We start from the raw sequence: 15,923 nt of genomic DNA, 5'->3' as shown, positions 1-15,923 counted from the left end.
CAAGCCCGAGGATGACGATGGAATGAGGGGCGTCCACCAGCAACCCTTTGAAACGACGCAGTTTCCCCTGGCGCCGCCATCCGCTCGCAAACGCCACTCCCCCTACATCAACAAATAATCCACCGCCACCGGCAGCGGCGGCAGGTCCTTCTCTCCCATCGCCTCGCGAATGTTGATCTCGACCGTGTCGGCGATCGCCTCGATCGGGAGTGCGTTGGGTTGCTTTCCGAAGGGTTCTTCCAGTTCGTCGCCCAGCGCGTCGAGGCCGAAGAAGGTGTAGGCGACGAGTGCGGTGCCGAAGGGCATGAACCAGCCGAGCACGTCGTCGAAGCCGAAGGGCAGCATCAGGCAGAAGAGATGGGCGGTGCGGTGCAATAGCAGGGTGTAGCCGAAGGGAACGGGCGTCCAGCGGATGCGTTCGCAGGAGGCCTGGGCGAGCGTCAGATCGGCCAGTGTGCGGTCGAGCATCTGGTAGTTGATGTCGGTGAGCAAGCCCTTGGCGCGGAGATCGGCGAGTTCTCGGGCGATTTCCAGGGAGAGCGCTTCCGGTGGGTTGCGGCTGGCGGCATAGTGGGCGTTGATATCATCCGGCAGCAGGCGCTCGACCTTGTGGCGGGAGATGCCGGTGCGCAGGTGCGGAACGAGCGACTGGACGAAGGCGATGACGAGCGTCAGCACGCGCTTGCGGGCGTCCTTTCCGGCTTCGCCTGACATCGTTTCGAGGATCAGGGTCTGGCGGGCAAAGTGGCGGGCGGAGAAGACGATCACGCCCCATTGCCGGCGCGCTTCCCACCAGCGGTCGTAGCAGGCGTTGTTGCGGAAGCCGAGGAAGATCGACAGCGCGATGCCGAGCAGGGCGAAGGGGGCGCCGTTGAAAACAGGCAGGACACCCGGCCACAGCGTGTGACAGAGCACGACCAGCGAGGAGAGCACGGCGGTGAGTATGATCTGCGGCAGGACGCGCTTGATGATAGAGCCGCGGAGGATGAAGAAGAGGCGAAAGAGGGTTGGGCGGGGGCGCACGATCATGATGCGGGGGACCAGGTGGGGGTGGGAGTGATGAGTTAACGCAGTGGGTGTTGCCCCCTCATCCGCCTGCCGGCACCTTCTCCCCGCTGGGGAGAAGAGACTCGAGGCAAGCCGCTCGCGCCGACCTCCCCTTCTCCCCCACGGGGAGAAGGGGGCCCGAAGGGTTCAGGCACAACGAGTTGCGCCGGGGATGAGGGGGCCACACTCTCCTCCCTCAATAGCAGATCAGCTGTCGCTTGCGCTGCGACCAAATGCCCAGTTCATGTAGATTTCGAGCGCCTTGCGGGTGACCGGGCCTTCCTGCAGCTCGCGATCGTCGAGGCGGTTGACGCCGACGACCTTGGAGTAGTTGCCGGAGGTGAAGATCTCGTCGGCCACCATGAAATCGTCGACCGAGAGCGTCTCCTCGCGAACCTCGAAGCCGGCCTGGCGCAAAAGGCCGATGACGCGGGCGCGGGTGATGCCGGCGAGGAAGGTGCGGTTGGCGACAGGCGTCTTGACGACGCCATCCTTGACGAGAAACACGTTGGAGGACGCGGTTTCGGCGACATTGCCGTTCATGTCGCGCATCAGGGCGTTGTCGAAGCCGCGGCTTCTCGCTTCCGCAATGGCACGGCCGCTGTTCGGATAGAGCGAGCCGGCCTTGGCATCGGTCATCGCGGTCTCCGGCGACGGGCGGCGGAAGGGCGAGACGGTGAGCGAGTTCGGCTTGTTGTTGCCGAGCGGGGCTTCGAACAGGCATAGCGCGAAGCGGGTGCTGTCACCATCAACGGTGACGACGCTGCCGGCCGAGCCATGCTCGCCCCAGTACATCGGCTTGATGTAAATAGGCGTCTTGCCGTCGAACTTCTTGATGCCTTCCCAGGCGAGCGCTTCGATTTCTTCCGCGGTCTTCACCGCCTTCAGGCCCATGTTGACGGCCGAGCGGTTGATGCGCTGGCAATGCAGGTCGAGATCCGGCGCGATGCCGTCAAACCAGCGGGCGCCGTCGAAGACGGTGGAGGCCAGCCACATGGCATGCGAGGTCGGCCCGATCAGCGGCGGGTTGCCGGTCAGCCACTCTCCCTCGACATAGGTCCAGGTGTTGGAACGGGGCGATGTATCGACGGCCATGAGACTCTCCTTCAAGAAATTGCAGGGAGACAAAACCCCGCACGCGGACCGGGTCAAGGAGAAATATGTCGCGGCAGAGGCTAAGCAAGAAACGGCATGCCGTGGCTGAGTCAGTGGCAATATTCATGCGCACACCTCAAGCGCTGACGATGGGTGTATCAGCGAAACTCATGGGTGTAGTGAGGTACGCGTTCGGGCATGCATCCACAACTGCCCTCAACCAAAGCGATTGTTTCAGTTTGTTGCAATCTTTAGTTTAAGTCGCATACTTCCCTCAACCGGATGAACCGGCATGGAGGGGAGCATGGCAAAGCGTTTTATTCTTTCGATCGATGGCGGCGGCATTCGCGGGATCATCCCGGCGGCCATCCTGGTGGATTTGGCCGCGCGACTGGATGGGCTGCCGCTTTACAAGGCATTCGACATGATCGCGGGGACATCCACCGGCGGCATCATCGCGGCGGGGCTGACCTGCCCGCATCCGGATGGGTCGCACAAGGCCGCATGCACGCCGGCAGATCTGCTGGAGCTCTATGCCGATGAAGGCGACGAGATATTCAAGCAGAACCCGGTCCTTGGGCTCATCAACCCCTTCGGCATCAATGATCCGCGCTACAAGCCCGACGCGCTTGAAGACAGACTGCAGAAGAAGCTCGGCATGGCGACCCTCGACAACGGGCTCTCCAAGGTGCTGATCACAGCCTACGACATAAAGCAGCGGCAGGCGCTGTTCATGGCAAACACCGACAAGGAGAACAGCAATTTCCGCTATTGGGAAGCGGCGCGGGCGACATCGGCGGCGCCCACCTATTTTCCGCCGGCGCTGATCGAAAGAATTGGCGAGAAGAACAAGGACAGGCGCTTCGTGCCCTTGATCGATGGCGGCGTCTTCGCCAACGATCCTATCCTTGCGGCCTATGTGGAGGCGCGCAAGCAGAACTGGGGCAATGACGAGCTCGTTTTCCTGTCGCTCGGTACCGGCCAGCAGAATCGACCCTTCGCCTATCAGGAGGCCAAGGGCTGGGGCATTCTCGGCTGGATGCAGCCATCTCACGATACGCCCCTGATTTCGATCCTGATGCAGGGTCAGGCGAGCACCGCTTCCTATCAGGCGAATGCGCTGCTCAATCCGCCCGACACCAAGATCAACTACTCGACCGTCGTGACGAAGGAGAACGCCGGCTCCCTCAGCTATTTCCGTCTCGACCGACAGCTGAGCTCCAAGGAGAACGATGCGCTGGACGACGCATCTCCCGAAAACATCAAGGCGCTGAAGGCAATCGCCGCGTCGATCATCAAGGACAACGCGCTGGCGCTCGACGAAATCGCCAAACGCATCCTGTCGAGCCACTAACCGCCAAACACGATACGGTGATCAGGAAGTGGAAAGGCCACGAACTGTGCGGGGTTCCGGAATACGCATCGGAGCCTTGCATTTTAGCGGGTTGCCATCCTCCGGCTAAAGGTCTATCGCGCTCGCCGCTAATAAAAAGAAAAGCGAGACATCATGTCCAACTCATTTGTGAACACGCATGCGCCCGAGGGCGCACAGGCCGGCTTTACGCCGGAAGGCCAGCTCGAGCGGCATACGCGGCTTGAAGGAACCTGGCTGAACATCTTCGACGTCACGGTGCCTGCGGGCGGGCGCACGCCGCTTCATCGCCACGCCAGCCCCGAGATCCTGCGCATCATCGAAGGCTGTCTTATCGTCCGTCGGATGACGGACAACGGACTGGAAGAATTCGAAGCCACCGCCGGCGATATCGTCCGTATCGAGGCTGATCAGGCGCATGGTTATTCCAACCGTGGCCCTGAAGCCGCACGGTTTTCGGCAACGATAGACAGCGACATGTCGGACTTCTTCGAAGCCGCCGAATCGCGCACCCGCGATTTGCTGACCGTCGTCGCCAACAGCGACAGCACGCGCATCCTGGCGGCCTGATCAGGCCGCTTCAGAGCCGTCCGGATCTCCGGGCGGCCATCCTCCCCGGGCGCCAAGCGTCGGCCAAGATCGCAAGCATGCGAACGAATTCTGCCACGCCCCTCTTGCGCTTGGTCACGTTACCCTTCAAAATTGAAGAATGCCCGACAGCGACCCGTCCAGTACCAGCTCCACCCCCTCTTCCAGCGACATGTCCGCTGATGGCGATGGGGATGGCTGTAGATGGCGTGCGCTTCGCCGCGCCGGCCTTAGGTCAGGCATAGCCGCGTTCAGAGCGGCTCTATTTCTATTCATCGCTGAGTTCGATCGCCGGTCGTTTGCGGCCGCCGTCATCCGCCTTTCATATTTTCATCGCAAAAGGAGCGGTCCCGTCAACGTGGCCGCATTACAGCATTGATGTTCTTCGACTGGATGTCCGACCCCTCCGCTTGGGTGGGTCTCGCAACCCTGATCGTGCTCGAGATCGTTCTCGGCATCGACAATCTCGTCTTTATCGCGATTCTCGCCGACAAGCTGCCGCCGCATCAGCGTGACCGCGCGCGGCTGATCGGCCTAGGGCTGGCGCTCGTCATCCGGCTCGGACTGCTCGCCTCGATCGCCTGGATCGTGACGCTGACGACGCCGATCTTCTCGGTCATGGAGTTCAGTTTCTCCGGCCGTGACATCATTCTCCTCATCGGCGGCGTCTTCCTGCTCTTCAAGGGCACGATGGAGCTGCACGAGCGGCTCGAAGGCCATGTCGAGACGTCTGAGAAGAAGGTGGTGCATGCCGTCTTCTGGCAGGTGATCGTGCAGATCGTCGTGCTCGACGCGATCTTCTCGCTCGACAGCGTGATTACCGCCGTGGGCATGGTGCAGCACCTGCCGGTGATGATGATCGCGGTCGTCATCGCCATCGGCGTCATGCTGCTTCTGTCGAAGCCGCTGACGAGCTTCGTCAACAAGCATCCGACGGTCGTCATCCTCTGCCTGGGCTTCCTGATGATGATCGGTTTCTCGCTGATCATCGAAGGCTTCGGCGTGCACCTGCCCAAGGGCTATCTCTACGCGGCGATCGGCTTCTCCGTCATCATCGAATCGCTGAACCAGCTGGCGCGGCACAATCGCGAGCGGCTGATCACGCCCACCAACATCCGTGAGCGCACCGCCGACGCCGTGCTCGGCCTGCTCGGTGGCAGACGGCCGCAGGTGACGCTCGGGCCGACGGCGGAACATATCGCCGAACAGGCGGCCGAAGAGGACGTGTTCTCCAACGAGGAGAAGGACATGATCCAGGGCGTGCTGACGCTGGCCGATCGCTCGGCCAAGTCGATCATGACGCCGCGCATCGATATCGACTGGCTGGATCTCGACGCGCCTGAGGCGGAGCTGCAGCGCCGCATCGTCGATCTCGGCCATTCGCGCTTTCCCGTGGCGCGGGGGAGCCTCGACAATTTCATCGGCGTGGCCAGCGCCCGCGACCTGTTGCGCGACCTGATCGTCGATGGGTCGATCAATGTCGAGCGCTCGATCCGCGAGCCCTTCGTGGTGCATGAGAGCATCAGCGCGCTGAAGCTGATGGAACAGCTGCGCCATTCCAGCGAAGCGGTCGCCATCGTGCTCGACGAGTACGGCGATCTCGAAGGCATGGTGACGCCCACCGACCTGCTCGAGGCGATCGCCGGCGAGTTTCCCGACGAGGACGAGGAGAAGCTCTCGATCGAGCGCGGCGAGGATGGCTCGCTGACGGTCGACGGCTGGATCGACATCCGCCACGCCTCGAAGCTTGTCGATATCGACCTCGTGGACGAAGGCGACCGGTTCTCGACGCTTGCCGGCTTCATTTTGTGGCGGCTCGGGCATCTACCGCATCAGGGCGAGACGATCCGCTTCGAGGAACTGACATTCGAAGTGGTGTCGCTCGATGGTCGCAACATCGACAAGATCAGGATCAAGCGTATCGAAGACGCAGACTAAGAAAGGGAGAGAGACGCCATGGCATGGTCGGCAAGCCAGTATGTGAAATTCGAGGATGAGCGGACGCGTCCGGCGCGTGATCTTCTGGCGCAGGTGCCGATGGAGCACGTCGAGCGCGCCATCGACCTCGGCTGCGGCCCGGGCAACTCGACGGAGCTGATCATCGACCGCTACGGTGCTGATGGCGTCAGCGGCCTCGACAGCGATCTCAACATGCTGGAGGCAGCCCGCAAGCGGCTGCCCGGCACGGATTTCCTCGAGGCGGATCTTGCGACATGGCAGCCGAAGGAGCCGGTCGATCTGCTCTTCGCCAACGCCGTCTTCCAGTGGCTGCCCAACCATCTCGATATCTTCGACCGGCTGATGGATGGCCTGAAGCCGGGTGGCGCGCTTGCCGTGCAGATGCCCGACAACCTGACAGAGCCGACGCATCTCCTGATGGAAGAGACCGCCCATGCCGGCCCCTGGAAGACCGCCTTCGAGGCCAAAAGCGTCCGCCGCAACCCGCTGCCACCGCCCTCCACCTATTACTCCCGGCTGATCGGCAAGGCCAAGCGCGTCGACATCTGGCACACCGCCTACAACCACCCGATGGCGGACGCGGCAGCGATCGTCGAATGGGTCAAGGGCACTGGACTCAGGCCCTATCTCGACCATGCCGGCGATCAGCATCGCGAGGCGTTTCTGGCGGATTATCTCGGGCGGGTGGAGAAGGCTTATCCCAAGATGTCCGACGGGCGGGTGCTGCTGAGGTTTCCGCGGTTGTTCATGGTGGCGGTGAAGGGGTAGAGTTGGGAGATGGCCGCGCCTCCGAGGCGACTTAGGCCACGGCATTTCAATCGGTTACGGACGTCCAGCCCGTTCTCCGACGTCATCCTCGGGCTCGTCCCGAGGATCTAAGCACGTCTCCACAAATTCAACGGCGCCGGTGCTTTCGACGACCACCCAAGCGATACCTGCCCGCGCGCCGGTCGATCCACCCACGTCGATCGCGTTGCTGCGTGATTAGATCCTCGGGACGAGCCCGAGGATGACGTCGAGAGCGTGGATGCCTTGGCATTTCAATAGCTTACTACGGACGGCCGACCAGCTCTCCGGCATTGTCCTCGGGCTTAGTCCCAAGGATCTAAGCACGCCTCCGCAAGTTCAACGGCGCCGGTGCTTTCGACGCCCCTCCAATCGGTACCTGCCCGCGCATTGGTCGATCCATCCACGTCGAGCCAGTTGCTACGTGATTAGATCCTCGGGACTAAGCCCGAGGATGACGTCGCGAGGGTGGATATCTCGGTATTTCAATAGCTTACGGACGGGAGACTCGGCCAACCCCCGTCATCCTCGCCTTCCTCACGTATCAATGCACCACCCCCGCTTGGCACCCCATCCACCCGCTCTATCTTCCCCCTCCCATATCAAGGAGATCATCATGGACGCAGCTCCCAGCCCGCCGGTCACGCTTGTCATCTTCGGGGCCACCGGAGACCTCACCCGGCGGCTGCTTGTTCCCGCGATCATCAACCTCACGCAGAGCGGGCTGACCGGCGAGGATCTCCGTATTCTCGGCGTCGGCATCGAGCCGGGTGACGATGCGACGCTGGTGGCGCGGCTCGATGATTTCCTGAAGACGCTCGATGACGGCGGCGCGCATGCCGAAAGTGATGGCTGGAAGAGCCTCAGCAAGCGGATCGCCTATACGTCGGGCGATTTCACCAAGGATGAGATCTATCTCGACATCAAGGCGCGACTTGAGAAGGCGCCTGATGGTAATGCCGCCTTCTATCTCGCCGTGCCGCCGCAATTCTTCGGGACGATCGTCGAGAAGCTCGCCGAACACGGGCTGACCCAGGAGATCGACAGCGCGTTTCGGCGGATCGCCATCGAGAAGCCGTTCGGGACCGATCTCGCCTCGGCCAAGGCGCTCAATGCGCGCATCCTCTCCAAGGTCTCGGAAGCCCAAGTTTACCGGCTCGATCACTTCCTCGGAAAGGAGACGGTGCAGAACATCCTGACCACGCGCTTTGCCAACATGATGATCGAGGCGCTGTGGAACAACAACTATATCGACCACGTGCAGATCACCGCCGCCGAGACGGTCGATGTCGGCAGCCGCGGCAAGTTCTACGATGCGACGGGCGCGCTGCGCGACATGGTGCCGAACCATCTCTTCCAGCTGCTGGCGATGATCGCCATGGAGGCGCCGAACGGGTTCGGGGCCGAGGCGATCCGCAGCGAAAAGAGCAAGGCGCTCAGCGCGCTCAGGATCTATACGCCCGAGGAAGCGGCCGACCACGGCGTGCGCGGCGTCTATACCAGCGGCCCCCTTAACGGCAACCCGGTCACCGCCTTCCGCGAGACCAAGGACGTGTCGCCCGACACCAGGACAGAGACCTTCGTGGCGCTGAAGCTTTATGTCGACACATGGCGCTGGGCGGGCGTGCCGTTCTATCTCCGCACGGGCAAGGCGATGAAGGCGCGCGATACGGAGATCGTCGTCACCTTCCGCCAGGTGCCCTTCGCGCAGTTTCGCGAGACCGACATCAAGCGCAGCCTGCCGCCGAACCGGCTGGTCATCCAGGTGCAGCCGGATGAGGGCTTGAGCGTCGAGCTGTCGATCAAGTCGCCGGGGCTTTCGGTCGATACCGTGCCTGTCTCGCTCGACTTCCGCTATGCCGACATGTTCGATATCGGCAAGATGACCGGCTACGAGTCCCTGCTCTACGATCTCTTCATCGGCGACCAGACGCTGTTTCAGCGCGCCGACGGCATCGAGGCGGGCTGGGCCGCCGTGCAACCCTTCCTCGATCTCTGGGGCACAAGCCACGACCAGCCGGAGCCCTACCTGCCGGGAAGCATGGGGCCGACCTGCGCCGACGAGCTGATCCGAAAAGATGGCCGGCAATGGCACGAGCTCGGCGTTATTCCACACAACCCAAAAAGCGCACATGAATAAAAATACACTCTTATGTTAGTATATCCGGAACAACCATGCTCACGCGCCGCCGTCCCGAAATAAACCCATAATATTTACGGGAAACGGCTCGCTTCGCCGCTGAAAGGCGGTACCAAGTACAAAAAAGGTAGAAGTTGACCGGTTACTTCCTGGGATCCAAGCTTTTACTGCTGACAGCGTTGCTTTTCCAGTGCGACAAAGAAGGCGGGGGCCCGCCACACCCCGGCGGGCCCTTCTGGACGCTTTAGTTGTTTTTTTGCTTATGTCAGGCAAAAAAATCGAATTGTTAATGACCGATTAACATATTTACTTGCGCTCTTCAGCGGCCTTGCTAAATCTACCCTCTAATCTGGGGTATTGATGATGACGGATATTCAGTCTTCCAAGAATCGATCCAATTCAGACCAACGAATGGAGACCTGCCGGTCCGAATTCGAACCCATGCTCTTCGAACTTATCCGTGACGGAGAGAAGAGAGGGTGGAAAGCCGCCGAAATCGCCATGGCCCTCGCCGACGCGGCTGATGACGTCATCCTGAAGCTTGCCCGCGAGACAAAAAGCAAGCACTGACACCCCATCCGGCCGCGAATGCCAGGATCGATTTTCCGGGCCGAAACCCACTTTCGGCGAGCGGCGATAACACATACACTCACGACTGATTTGGCATTCATCACTGATTTGGCCTGTCGTGAGCCATCGTCCGATGTCTTCCAGCAAGCAGTGTGGTCGCGCAACGGCGGGAGGCGATATTGCAGTGGTTTGCGGCAGCACTTCTGGCTTGCGGATGCGTCAACCTGGCCGAATTCCCCGACTTCCCACCGGCGAAGGATTATGTCGCCACGACGTCGTGCAATCTCAGCGCCGATCCGGCCGGATGCCGGGATACGCGTGCCGGGTGGGAGGCGACTTATGCGCGCGCGGTTGGTGGGGGTTACGAGAGCCAGAGGGCGGTCGCGCTGTGCTTCAGTACCGGGTGCGATACGGCGATCGTCGAGGATCGCGTCTTGGGCTGCGCGTGGCGGCACGTGATCGTTGGCGCCAAGCATGCCGCGACGGCGGAGAGTGACCGGGCGCAGGTGGAGCGGTTCTGTGGCGGGAGCGTGCTGGATGAGGCTGATCGGCAGACGGCGCGGGATCAGGCTGCCGTGTGGATGCAGTTGGTTGGGGTGACGCAGTAAGGGTTGTTGGGTTTGGCTTAGGCTGATGGTTAGCGTCTACGCGTGTGGCCCCCTCATCCGACCCTTCGGGCCACCTTCTCCCCGCAGGGGAGAAGGGGAGGTTGAGCGAGCGGCCCGCCCCGAGTCTCTTCTCCCCACCGGGGAGAAGGTGCCGGCAGGCGGATGAGGGGGCCACCAACACAGCATTCACCTCAAAAACCACCCCACAGCAAAACGGGCGGAAAATCCGCCCGCCGTATCACCCAATCAACCCAATCCGATCAAACGAACTGGCTGAGGCCCGGCACCGAGGCAACAACCTCGTCGACGACTTCCTTGCCGGCGTGCTGTTCGGCAATTGAAAGGGTCTCCTTGGCGAGCGAGGTGATCTCGCCCATGCCGAGTCCTTCGGACATCAGCTGCTGGCCGAGCGCCATGATGCCGCCGCCGCCCAAAGCGCCCATGATGCTGCCGAGAAGGCCGCCGCCGCCGGCTTCGCCGGCGCCGTTATACTGGGCCACCAGATCGGAGGCGCCCGGAATGGCTTCGATCATCCGGGCGACCGGGCCGTCGGCCGCTTCGCGCTGGAGAAAGCCAAGCATCATGCCGAGCGCCTTTTCGGCCACTTCGGCCGGAATGCCGACCCGTGCGGCTATCTGATCCACGATTTCATTCATCGTCATCCTCCTGGTTTTATTGACGTTAACGTCAACGTTAATCGAGTTTGAGTGGCAACTCAAGGCATCGGGCGGGAGAGCGGACCAAGATTGGCGCTTATCCCAGTTTTCCTTTTAATGCAGACAGTTGTCGGCATTGCGGTCCCTGCTTATAACAGTCGAAGCATATTACAATGAACATGCGGATTGTGCTCTCCGCATTTTGACGCAATCGGCGTCCGTCGCCGGCAGGGAGACCTTTCGCATGCTCGAGGATGGCAAGATCTACATCGGTACCAGCCGCAACCCTGATGACAGTATCAACACCCCCGAATATCTGGAACTCAAATACGGCAACCGCCACGGACTGGTGACCGGCGCCACCGGCACCGGCAAGACGGTGACGCTGCAGGTGCTGGCCGAAGGCTTCGCAAGAGCCGGCGTTCCGGTCTTCTGCGCCGATATCAAGGGCGACCTCTCCGGCATTGCCATGAAGGGCCAGCCGCAGGACTGGATGACCAAGCGGGCCGAGCAGATCGGCTTCGACGATTACGAGGCAGACCAGTTCCCGGTGATCTTCTGGGATCTGTTCGGCGAAAAGGGCCACCGGGTGCGCACCACCATCGCCGAGATGGGCCCTCTCCTGCTCGCTAGGCTGATGGATGCGTCGGAGCCGCAGGAAGGCGTGATCAACATCGCCTTCAAGATCGCCGACAAGGGCGGCCTGCCGCTGCTCGACCTCAAGGATTTCTCTGCGCTGCTCAACTACATGGGCGAGAACGCCACCGAGCTTTCCAGCCAGTACGGCCTGATCTCCAAGGCCTCCGTCGGCTCGATCCAGCGCGCGCTCTTGGTGCTCGAGCAGCAGGGCGCCGAGCATTTCTTCGGCGAGCCGGCGCTGAAGATCACCGACATCATGCGCACCGACAATCGCGGCTACGGGAATATTTCGGTGCTCGCCGCCGACAAGCTGATGATGAACCCGCGTCTCTACGCGACCTTCCTGCTCTGGCTTTTGTCGGAGCTCTTCGAGGAACTGCCCGAAGTGGGCGATCCGGAGAAGCCGAAGCTGGTATTCTTCTTCGACGAAGCGCATCTGCTCTTCAATGACGCGCCGAAGGTTCTCGTCGAGCGTGTCGAGCAGGTGGTGCGCCTGATCCGCTCCAAGGGCGTCGGCGTCTATTTCGTCACGCAGAACCCGCTCGACGTGCCGGAGACGGTGCTGGCCCAGCTCGGCAACCGCGTGCAGCACGCGCTGCGCGCCTATACGCCGCGCGAGCAGAAGGCGGTGAAGACGGCGGCCGATACATTCCGCCCCAACCCGGCCTTCGACTGCGCCACTGTCATCACCACGCTTGGAACCGGCGAGGCGCTGGTTTCGACGCTGGAGGCCAAGGGCGCGCCATCGATCGTCGAGCGCACGCTGGTGCGGCCGCCATCCGGCCGCGTCGGGCCGCTCACCGATGCCGAACGCCAGCAGGTGATGGACAAGAGCCCGGTTCTCGGCGTCTATGACGAGGATGTCGACCGCGAATCCGCCTTCGAGATTCTCGCGGCGCGGGCGCAGAAGGCATCGGATTCCGATGCCGCCAAGCAGGCGCAGCCGACACAGCCGACGGAGGGGAGCGCCTCCGGCCGCTGGACGCTGCCGGGCTTTGGCGACGACGACAAGGACGAGGAGCCGCCGCAGAGCCGCCCGCGCTCCGGCGGCTATCAGCGCGAGACTGTGGTGGAAGCGGCGATGAAGAGCGTGGCACGCACCGTGGCGACCCAGGTCGGGCGGGCGCTGGTGCGCGGCATCCTCGGCAGCCTGAAACGGTGATCCCTCAACTCTTTTCGGAAGCGACCGCGTGACGTTGATTTGGAGAGAGTTGAACCCCGCAGAAAAGCAGATCATCCAGCGTCTGGCGCGACACGCCGCCCGCGGCGAGGTGCCGCCAGCCTGGGACTGCGACCACTACCGCGCCGCCGAGATCGATGCATCCGGCTCGCTGCGCCTTCGCCTGCGCGACAGGACCGATTGGCCCGCCGACCTGCCGGCGCACCCCGTCGCGTCCGGTTATTTCGACGACAAGGATGTCGCCGATCCCTACGGGCCGCTTGTCGATATCATCCTGTTTTCGGCCGCGGGGGTGCTCTCGGAATTGCAGATCTACCGCAGCGACGGCGGCGCGATCCTGAAGGCGATCGAGGCCGATGCGATCTTCCTGATCACGGTGCACGAGCATCACGGTTGAATTTTCGCGGCCAATCTTCTCCGCCGAAGCACTTGTTTTGTGTGCGAGCATCACCCCAGCGTTTCGACGACACCTGAAGGACAACAAAGTCCCGTTCTTCGCCAGGCCGCCTAGCTAAGTTGAACGATCCATTGAGGATAGATCATGCGCCCCTTCTACATTTTCGACCTTCAGACCGAGGTCAATCCGCCTTTCATGGATGGAGACGTCTTGATCGGCTTCGCTCAGCTTATGGAACTTGAAGCTAGCTTTTTTGGCGCTGGACAACGATATGTGAAGGTATCGGGAAACTTGGATGACATACAAGCGCTCAAGGGTCATACAGGTGTCTTGCCTAATGAGGAAGGCAGGGACGACCTGATTTAGGCGGGACCACTCAGGCGTGATCACGGTGCACGAGCATCACGGTTGAATTTTCGCGCTCGCAATGCTATTGCCGAAATACTTGAGAAAGGAGGGTTGCGCGTGACGATACATTTCCGATTCAATCGCCAGCGTGGCCCCGTCAACGCCCTGCAAATGCGTTTGCAGGGCTGACCAGAGACCGTTTCTCGACACCCTCTTCCTGGTCCGCCCCTCGTGGCACTGCAGCCGTGAGCCTATGCTCGCCTGCATGTTTCTAGATCCCCGAGCTTGAGCATACGCGCGCGATGAAGGCTGATGCCCGCGACGCGCCTGTGCCGGCTCGCAAGACCAGAGCAAGATCATGACGACAATCCATATCCGCAATCTCGGCATCACCCTTGGCAAGCCGCTGTTTGCCAACCTCACGCTTGCGATCGGCGCCGGCGACCGCATCGGTCTTGTCGCCGCAAATGGGCGCGGCAAGTCCACGCTGCTGCGCTGCCTGTCCGGCGCGATCGAGCCGAGCGAGGGCGACGTCACCCGCTCGCGCGGGCTCACCATCGGCCATGTCGAACAGGACGTGCCGCCTGCCCTACTCGCGCTGCCGCTGCACGAGGCGGTGCTGAAGGCGCTGCCCGAGGACCAGCAGCTCAACGAAAGCTGGCGGGTCGACATGGTGCTTGCCGGCCTCGATGTGCCCGACGAGATGCGCGAGCGGCCGGTGGGGCAGCTCAGCGGCGGCTGGCAGCGGCTGGCGATGCTGGCACGCGTTTCGGTGACCGATCCCGACGTGCTTCTGCTCGACGAGCCGACCAATCATCTCGACCTCGGCAAGATCGCCCGGCTTGAGGACTGGCTGAACGCGCTGCCGCGCGACATGCCCGTCATCATCTCCAGCCACGACCGCGCCTTTCTCGACGCCACGACGAACCGGACGTTGTTTCTGAGGCCCGAGCAATCGGCGCTGTTTTCGCTGCCGTATTCCGAGGCGCGGGCAGCGCTCGACGACAGCGATGCGGCCGACGAGCGGCGCTACCAGCGCGACATGAAGACGGCGGAGAAGCTGCGCCAGCAGGCCGCCAAGCTCAACAATATCGGCATCAACTCCGGCAGCGACCTGCTCGTCGTCAAGACCAAGCAGCTGAAACAGCGGGCTGAAAAGCTGGAGGATGCAGCCAAGCCGGCGCATATGGAGCGCTCCTCTGGGGCGATCCGGCTTGCCAATCGCGGAACCCACGCCAAGGTGCTGGTGACGCTCGAGGATGCGATCGTGGCAAGGCCGGATGGCACGCCGCTCTTCAAGACCGGCAAGCAGTTCATCTGCCAGGGCGATCGCATCGTTCTCCTCGGTGCCAATGGCATGGGCAAGAGCCGGATGGTGACGATGCTGCGTCGTGCGATCCTGGAGGCTGACGGCGCCGTCGAGGGGATCAAGGCGACGCCGTCGCTGGTGCTCGGCTATGGCGACCAGGCTTTGAACGAGCTGATCGACGAGGAGACGCCGATGCGGATGATCCTCAGGCGCTTCGATGTCGGCGACACGAGAGCCCGCGCGCTGCTGGCCGGCGCAGGCATGACGATCGAGATGCAGGGCAAGCCGATCGGCAGGCTCTCGGGCGGGCAGAAGGCACGATTGGGGATGCTGGCGCTGCGGCTGACCAACCCGAACTTCTACCTGCTGGACGAACCGACCAACCATCTCGACATCGAGGGCCAGGAGGCGCTGGAGAGCGAGTTGATGGCGCAGCAGGCAAGCTGCCTGCTGGTCTCGCACGACCGCGACCTCATCCGCAACGTCGGCAACCGCTTCTGGCAGATCGACGGCAAGAGACTGGTGGAAGTGGAGAGCCCGGAAGGCTTCTTCGCCGCTGCCGCGACGGCTGCCTGATCGGGCGGCCGTTAGCTTAGGTCAGAACAAGGCTGGCGGCGGGATGCGATCTCCGCCGCCTGACCAGCAACGTTGATCGATCGCGATCAGCCCTGCCGAAGGGCCGCGAGTTGCGCCTGCGCATTGGCGGAGCGCGCCGCGGCCATCAGCTCCTTGGTGACCACGCGCTTGCCAACGGGAAACAGTGAGATGCCCGCGAGCTTGAAGTCCTGGAGACCGAGCGGAATGCCGATGATCGTCACGAACATCAGGCAGCCGTGCAGCACATGAGAGATTGCCAGGATGACGCCGAATGGCAGCCAGATGATGTTTGCGATCAATCGGAATATTGTCAGCCCGGCGCTGCTTTTACCGGTGAGTTCGGCATGCGATACGACATCCCGTCCGAAGGGCCACAGGCTGAGCAAGCCGATCTCCCAGCAGGCGCGCGCCCACGGCAAGCCGATAATTGAAATAGTCATCAGTGCGGCGGCAAACCACCACATCAGTGCCAATGCCCATCCGCCGAGTATGAACCATAGAAAATTTGCGCCAGTACGCATGATGAAATCCCCTCATATCTATAAGACTAGATGAGCAATACATCGCGCCGCCGTCAATCTGTGCGCGAAGAATTTACATCTACAATTCACGCCGAACTTGCCCTTTGCAGG

General features: G+C 62.1%; 15 protein-coding genes and 1 pseudogene. 11 read left to right on the top strand and 5 right to left on the bottom strand.

The genetic code is table 11. The features are described from left to right. Positions 1 to 102 precede the first annotated feature (102 nt). Together J5286_RS05760 and J5286_RS05755 are read right to left on the bottom strand one after the other, a co-directional pair. Positions 103 to 1,029 (bottom strand): bestrophin family protein, encoded by a 927-nt coding sequence (locus J5286_RS05760; protein ID WP_209189562.1) that lies wholly within the window; start codon positions 1,027 to 1,029, stop codon positions 103 to 105. Between the two features lie 225 nt (positions 1,030 to 1,254). Then, entirely contained in the window at positions 1,255 to 2,142 is an 888-nt protein-coding gene (locus tag J5286_RS05755; RefSeq protein ID WP_209189561.1) for a branched-chain amino acid aminotransferase, read from the bottom strand. Between the two features lie 304 nt (positions 2,143 to 2,446). Here J5286_RS05755 and J5286_RS05750 point away from each other — a divergent pair, with 304 nt between their 5' ends. From J5286_RS05750 to J5286_RS05720, 7 genes are all read left to right on the top strand, one after another. Continuing rightward, complete coding sequence (locus J5286_RS05750; protein WP_209189560.1) at positions 2,447 to 3,496, top strand: patatin-like phospholipase family protein; 1,050 nt, start codon at positions 2,447 to 2,449, stop codon at positions 3,494 to 3,496. 153 nt (positions 3,497 to 3,649) lie between these two features. After that, positions 3,650 to 4,084 carry a cupin domain-containing protein gene (locus J5286_RS05745; RefSeq protein ID WP_209189559.1) on the top strand — a complete coding sequence of 145 codons (435 nt, stop codon included), beginning with the start codon at positions 3,650 to 3,652 and terminating at the stop codon, positions 4,082 to 4,084. A 396-nt stretch (positions 4,085 to 4,480) separates the two neighbouring features. After that, positions 4,481 to 6,040, top strand: a complete 1,560-nt coding sequence (locus J5286_RS05740; protein WP_209189558.1) for a TerC family protein — start codon at positions 4,481 to 4,483, stop codon at positions 6,038 to 6,040. Between the two features lie 18 nt (positions 6,041 to 6,058). Next, positions 6,059 to 6,829 (top strand): trans-aconitate 2-methyltransferase, encoded by a 771-nt coding sequence (tam, locus tag J5286_RS05735; protein WP_209189557.1) that lies wholly within the window; start codon positions 6,059 to 6,061, stop codon positions 6,827 to 6,829. A 634-nt stretch (positions 6,830 to 7,463) separates the two neighbouring features. Further along, complete coding sequence (zwf, locus tag J5286_RS05730; RefSeq protein WP_209189556.1) at positions 7,464 to 8,987, top strand: glucose-6-phosphate dehydrogenase; 1,524 nt, start codon at positions 7,464 to 7,466, stop codon at positions 8,985 to 8,987. 363 nt (positions 8,988 to 9,350) lie between these two features. After that, positions 9,351 to 9,557 (top strand): hypothetical protein, encoded by a 207-nt coding sequence (locus J5286_RS05725; RefSeq protein WP_026282725.1) that lies wholly within the window; start codon positions 9,351 to 9,353, stop codon positions 9,555 to 9,557. A 179-nt stretch (positions 9,558 to 9,736) separates the two neighbouring features. After that, positions 9,737 to 10,165 carry a hypothetical protein gene (locus J5286_RS05720; RefSeq protein WP_209189555.1) on the top strand — a complete coding sequence of 143 codons (429 nt, stop codon included), beginning with the start codon at positions 9,737 to 9,739 and terminating at the stop codon, positions 10,163 to 10,165. A gap of 260 nt (positions 10,166 to 10,425) precedes the next feature. Here the strand turns inward: J5286_RS05720 and J5286_RS05715 are convergent, their stop codons facing one another. Continuing rightward, positions 10,426 to 10,821, bottom strand: coding sequence for a hypothetical protein (locus J5286_RS05715; RefSeq protein ID WP_209189554.1), 396 nt, complete (start codon positions 10,819 to 10,821; stop codon positions 10,426 to 10,428). 244 nt (positions 10,822 to 11,065) lie between these two features. On the opposite strand from J5286_RS05715, the gene J5286_RS05710 reads away from it, so the two are divergent. The 4 genes from J5286_RS05710 to J5286_RS05695 all read left to right on the top strand — a co-directional run bounded on the left by J5286_RS05710 (position 11,066) and on the right by J5286_RS05695 (position 15,270). After that, positions 11,066 to 12,622 (top strand): helicase HerA-like C-terminal domain-containing protein, encoded by a 1,557-nt coding sequence (locus J5286_RS05710; RefSeq protein WP_209215329.1) that lies wholly within the window; start codon positions 11,066 to 11,068, stop codon positions 12,620 to 12,622. Positions 12,623 to 12,650: 28 nt separating this feature from the next. After that, positions 12,651 to 13,037, top strand: a complete 387-nt coding sequence (locus tag J5286_RS05705; protein WP_209189552.1) for a hypothetical protein — start codon at positions 12,651 to 12,653, stop codon at positions 13,035 to 13,037. A gap of 144 nt (positions 13,038 to 13,181) precedes the next feature. Beyond that, positions 13,182 to 13,403, top strand: a complete 222-nt coding sequence (locus J5286_RS05700) for a hypothetical protein (RefSeq protein WP_209189551.1) — start codon at positions 13,182 to 13,184, stop codon at positions 13,401 to 13,403. A 340-nt stretch (positions 13,404 to 13,743) separates the two neighbouring features. Then, the gene (locus J5286_RS05695) at positions 13,744 to 15,270 is read left to right on the top strand and encodes an ABC-F family ATP-binding cassette domain-containing protein (protein ID WP_209189550.1); all 1,527 of its coding nucleotides are present in this window, start codon (positions 13,744 to 13,746) and stop codon (positions 15,268 to 15,270) included. Between the two features lie 86 nt (positions 15,271 to 15,356). On the opposite strand, the gene J5286_RS05690 is transcribed toward J5286_RS05695, so the two are convergent. Both J5286_RS05690 and J5286_RS31710 read right to left on the bottom strand, forming a co-directional pair. After that, a complete protein-coding gene (locus tag J5286_RS05690) occupies positions 15,357 to 15,677 on the bottom strand; it encodes a YccF domain-containing protein (protein WP_449089923.1) in 321 nt (106 codons plus the stop codon). Then, a pseudogene (locus tag J5286_RS31710) lies at positions 15,663 to 15,788 on the bottom strand (YccF domain-containing protein); the annotation flags it as partial. The gene J5286_RS05690 and the pseudogene J5286_RS31710, both read right to left, overlap by 15 nt. Positions 15,789 to 15,923: the final 135 nt, after the last annotated feature.

The sequence above is a fragment of the Rhizobium sp. 16-488-2b genome (assembly GCF_017741815.1).
Taxonomy (GTDB): domain Bacteria; phylum Pseudomonadota; class Alphaproteobacteria; order Rhizobiales; family Rhizobiaceae; genus Rhizobium.
This window is presented reverse-complemented; position numbering and strand designations above follow the sequence as displayed.

Excerpts from the sequence above, each read along its gene's own strand:
- J5286_RS05760 (WP_209189562.1), bottom strand. The coding sequence starts at position 1,029 with ATGATCGTGCGCCCCCGCCCAACCCTCTTTCGCCTCTTCTTCATCCTC.
- J5286_RS05755 (WP_209189561.1), bottom strand. The coding sequence starts at position 2,142 with ATGGCCGTCGATACATCGCCCCGTTCCAACACCTGGACCTATGTCGAG.
- J5286_RS05750 (WP_209189560.1), top strand. The coding sequence starts at position 2,447 with ATGGCAAAGCGTTTTATTCTTTCGATCGATGGCGGCGGCATTCGCGGG.
- J5286_RS05745 (WP_209189559.1), top strand. The coding sequence starts at position 3,650 with ATGTCCAACTCATTTGTGAACACGCATGCGCCCGAGGGCGCACAGGCC.
- J5286_RS05740 (WP_209189558.1), top strand. The coding sequence starts at position 4,481 with ATGTTCTTCGACTGGATGTCCGACCCCTCCGCTTGGGTGGGTCTCGCA.
- tam (WP_209189557.1), top strand. The coding sequence starts at position 6,059 with ATGGCATGGTCGGCAAGCCAGTATGTGAAATTCGAGGATGAGCGGACG.
- zwf (WP_209189556.1), top strand. The coding sequence starts at position 7,464 with ATGGACGCAGCTCCCAGCCCGCCGGTCACGCTTGTCATCTTCGGGGCC.
- J5286_RS05725 (WP_026282725.1), top strand. The coding sequence starts at position 9,351 with ATGACGGATATTCAGTCTTCCAAGAATCGATCCAATTCAGACCAACGA.
- J5286_RS05715 (WP_209189554.1), bottom strand. The coding sequence starts at position 10,821 with ATGAATGAAATCGTGGATCAGATAGCCGCACGGGTCGGCATTCCGGCC.
- J5286_RS05710 (WP_209215329.1), top strand. The coding sequence starts at position 11,066 with ATGCTCGAGGATGGCAAGATCTACATCGGTACCAGCCGCAACCCTGAT.
- J5286_RS05700 (WP_209189551.1), top strand. The coding sequence starts at position 13,182 with ATGCGCCCCTTCTACATTTTCGACCTTCAGACCGAGGTCAATCCGCCT.
- J5286_RS05695 (WP_209189550.1), top strand. The coding sequence starts at position 13,744 with ATGACGACAATCCATATCCGCAATCTCGGCATCACCCTTGGCAAGCCG.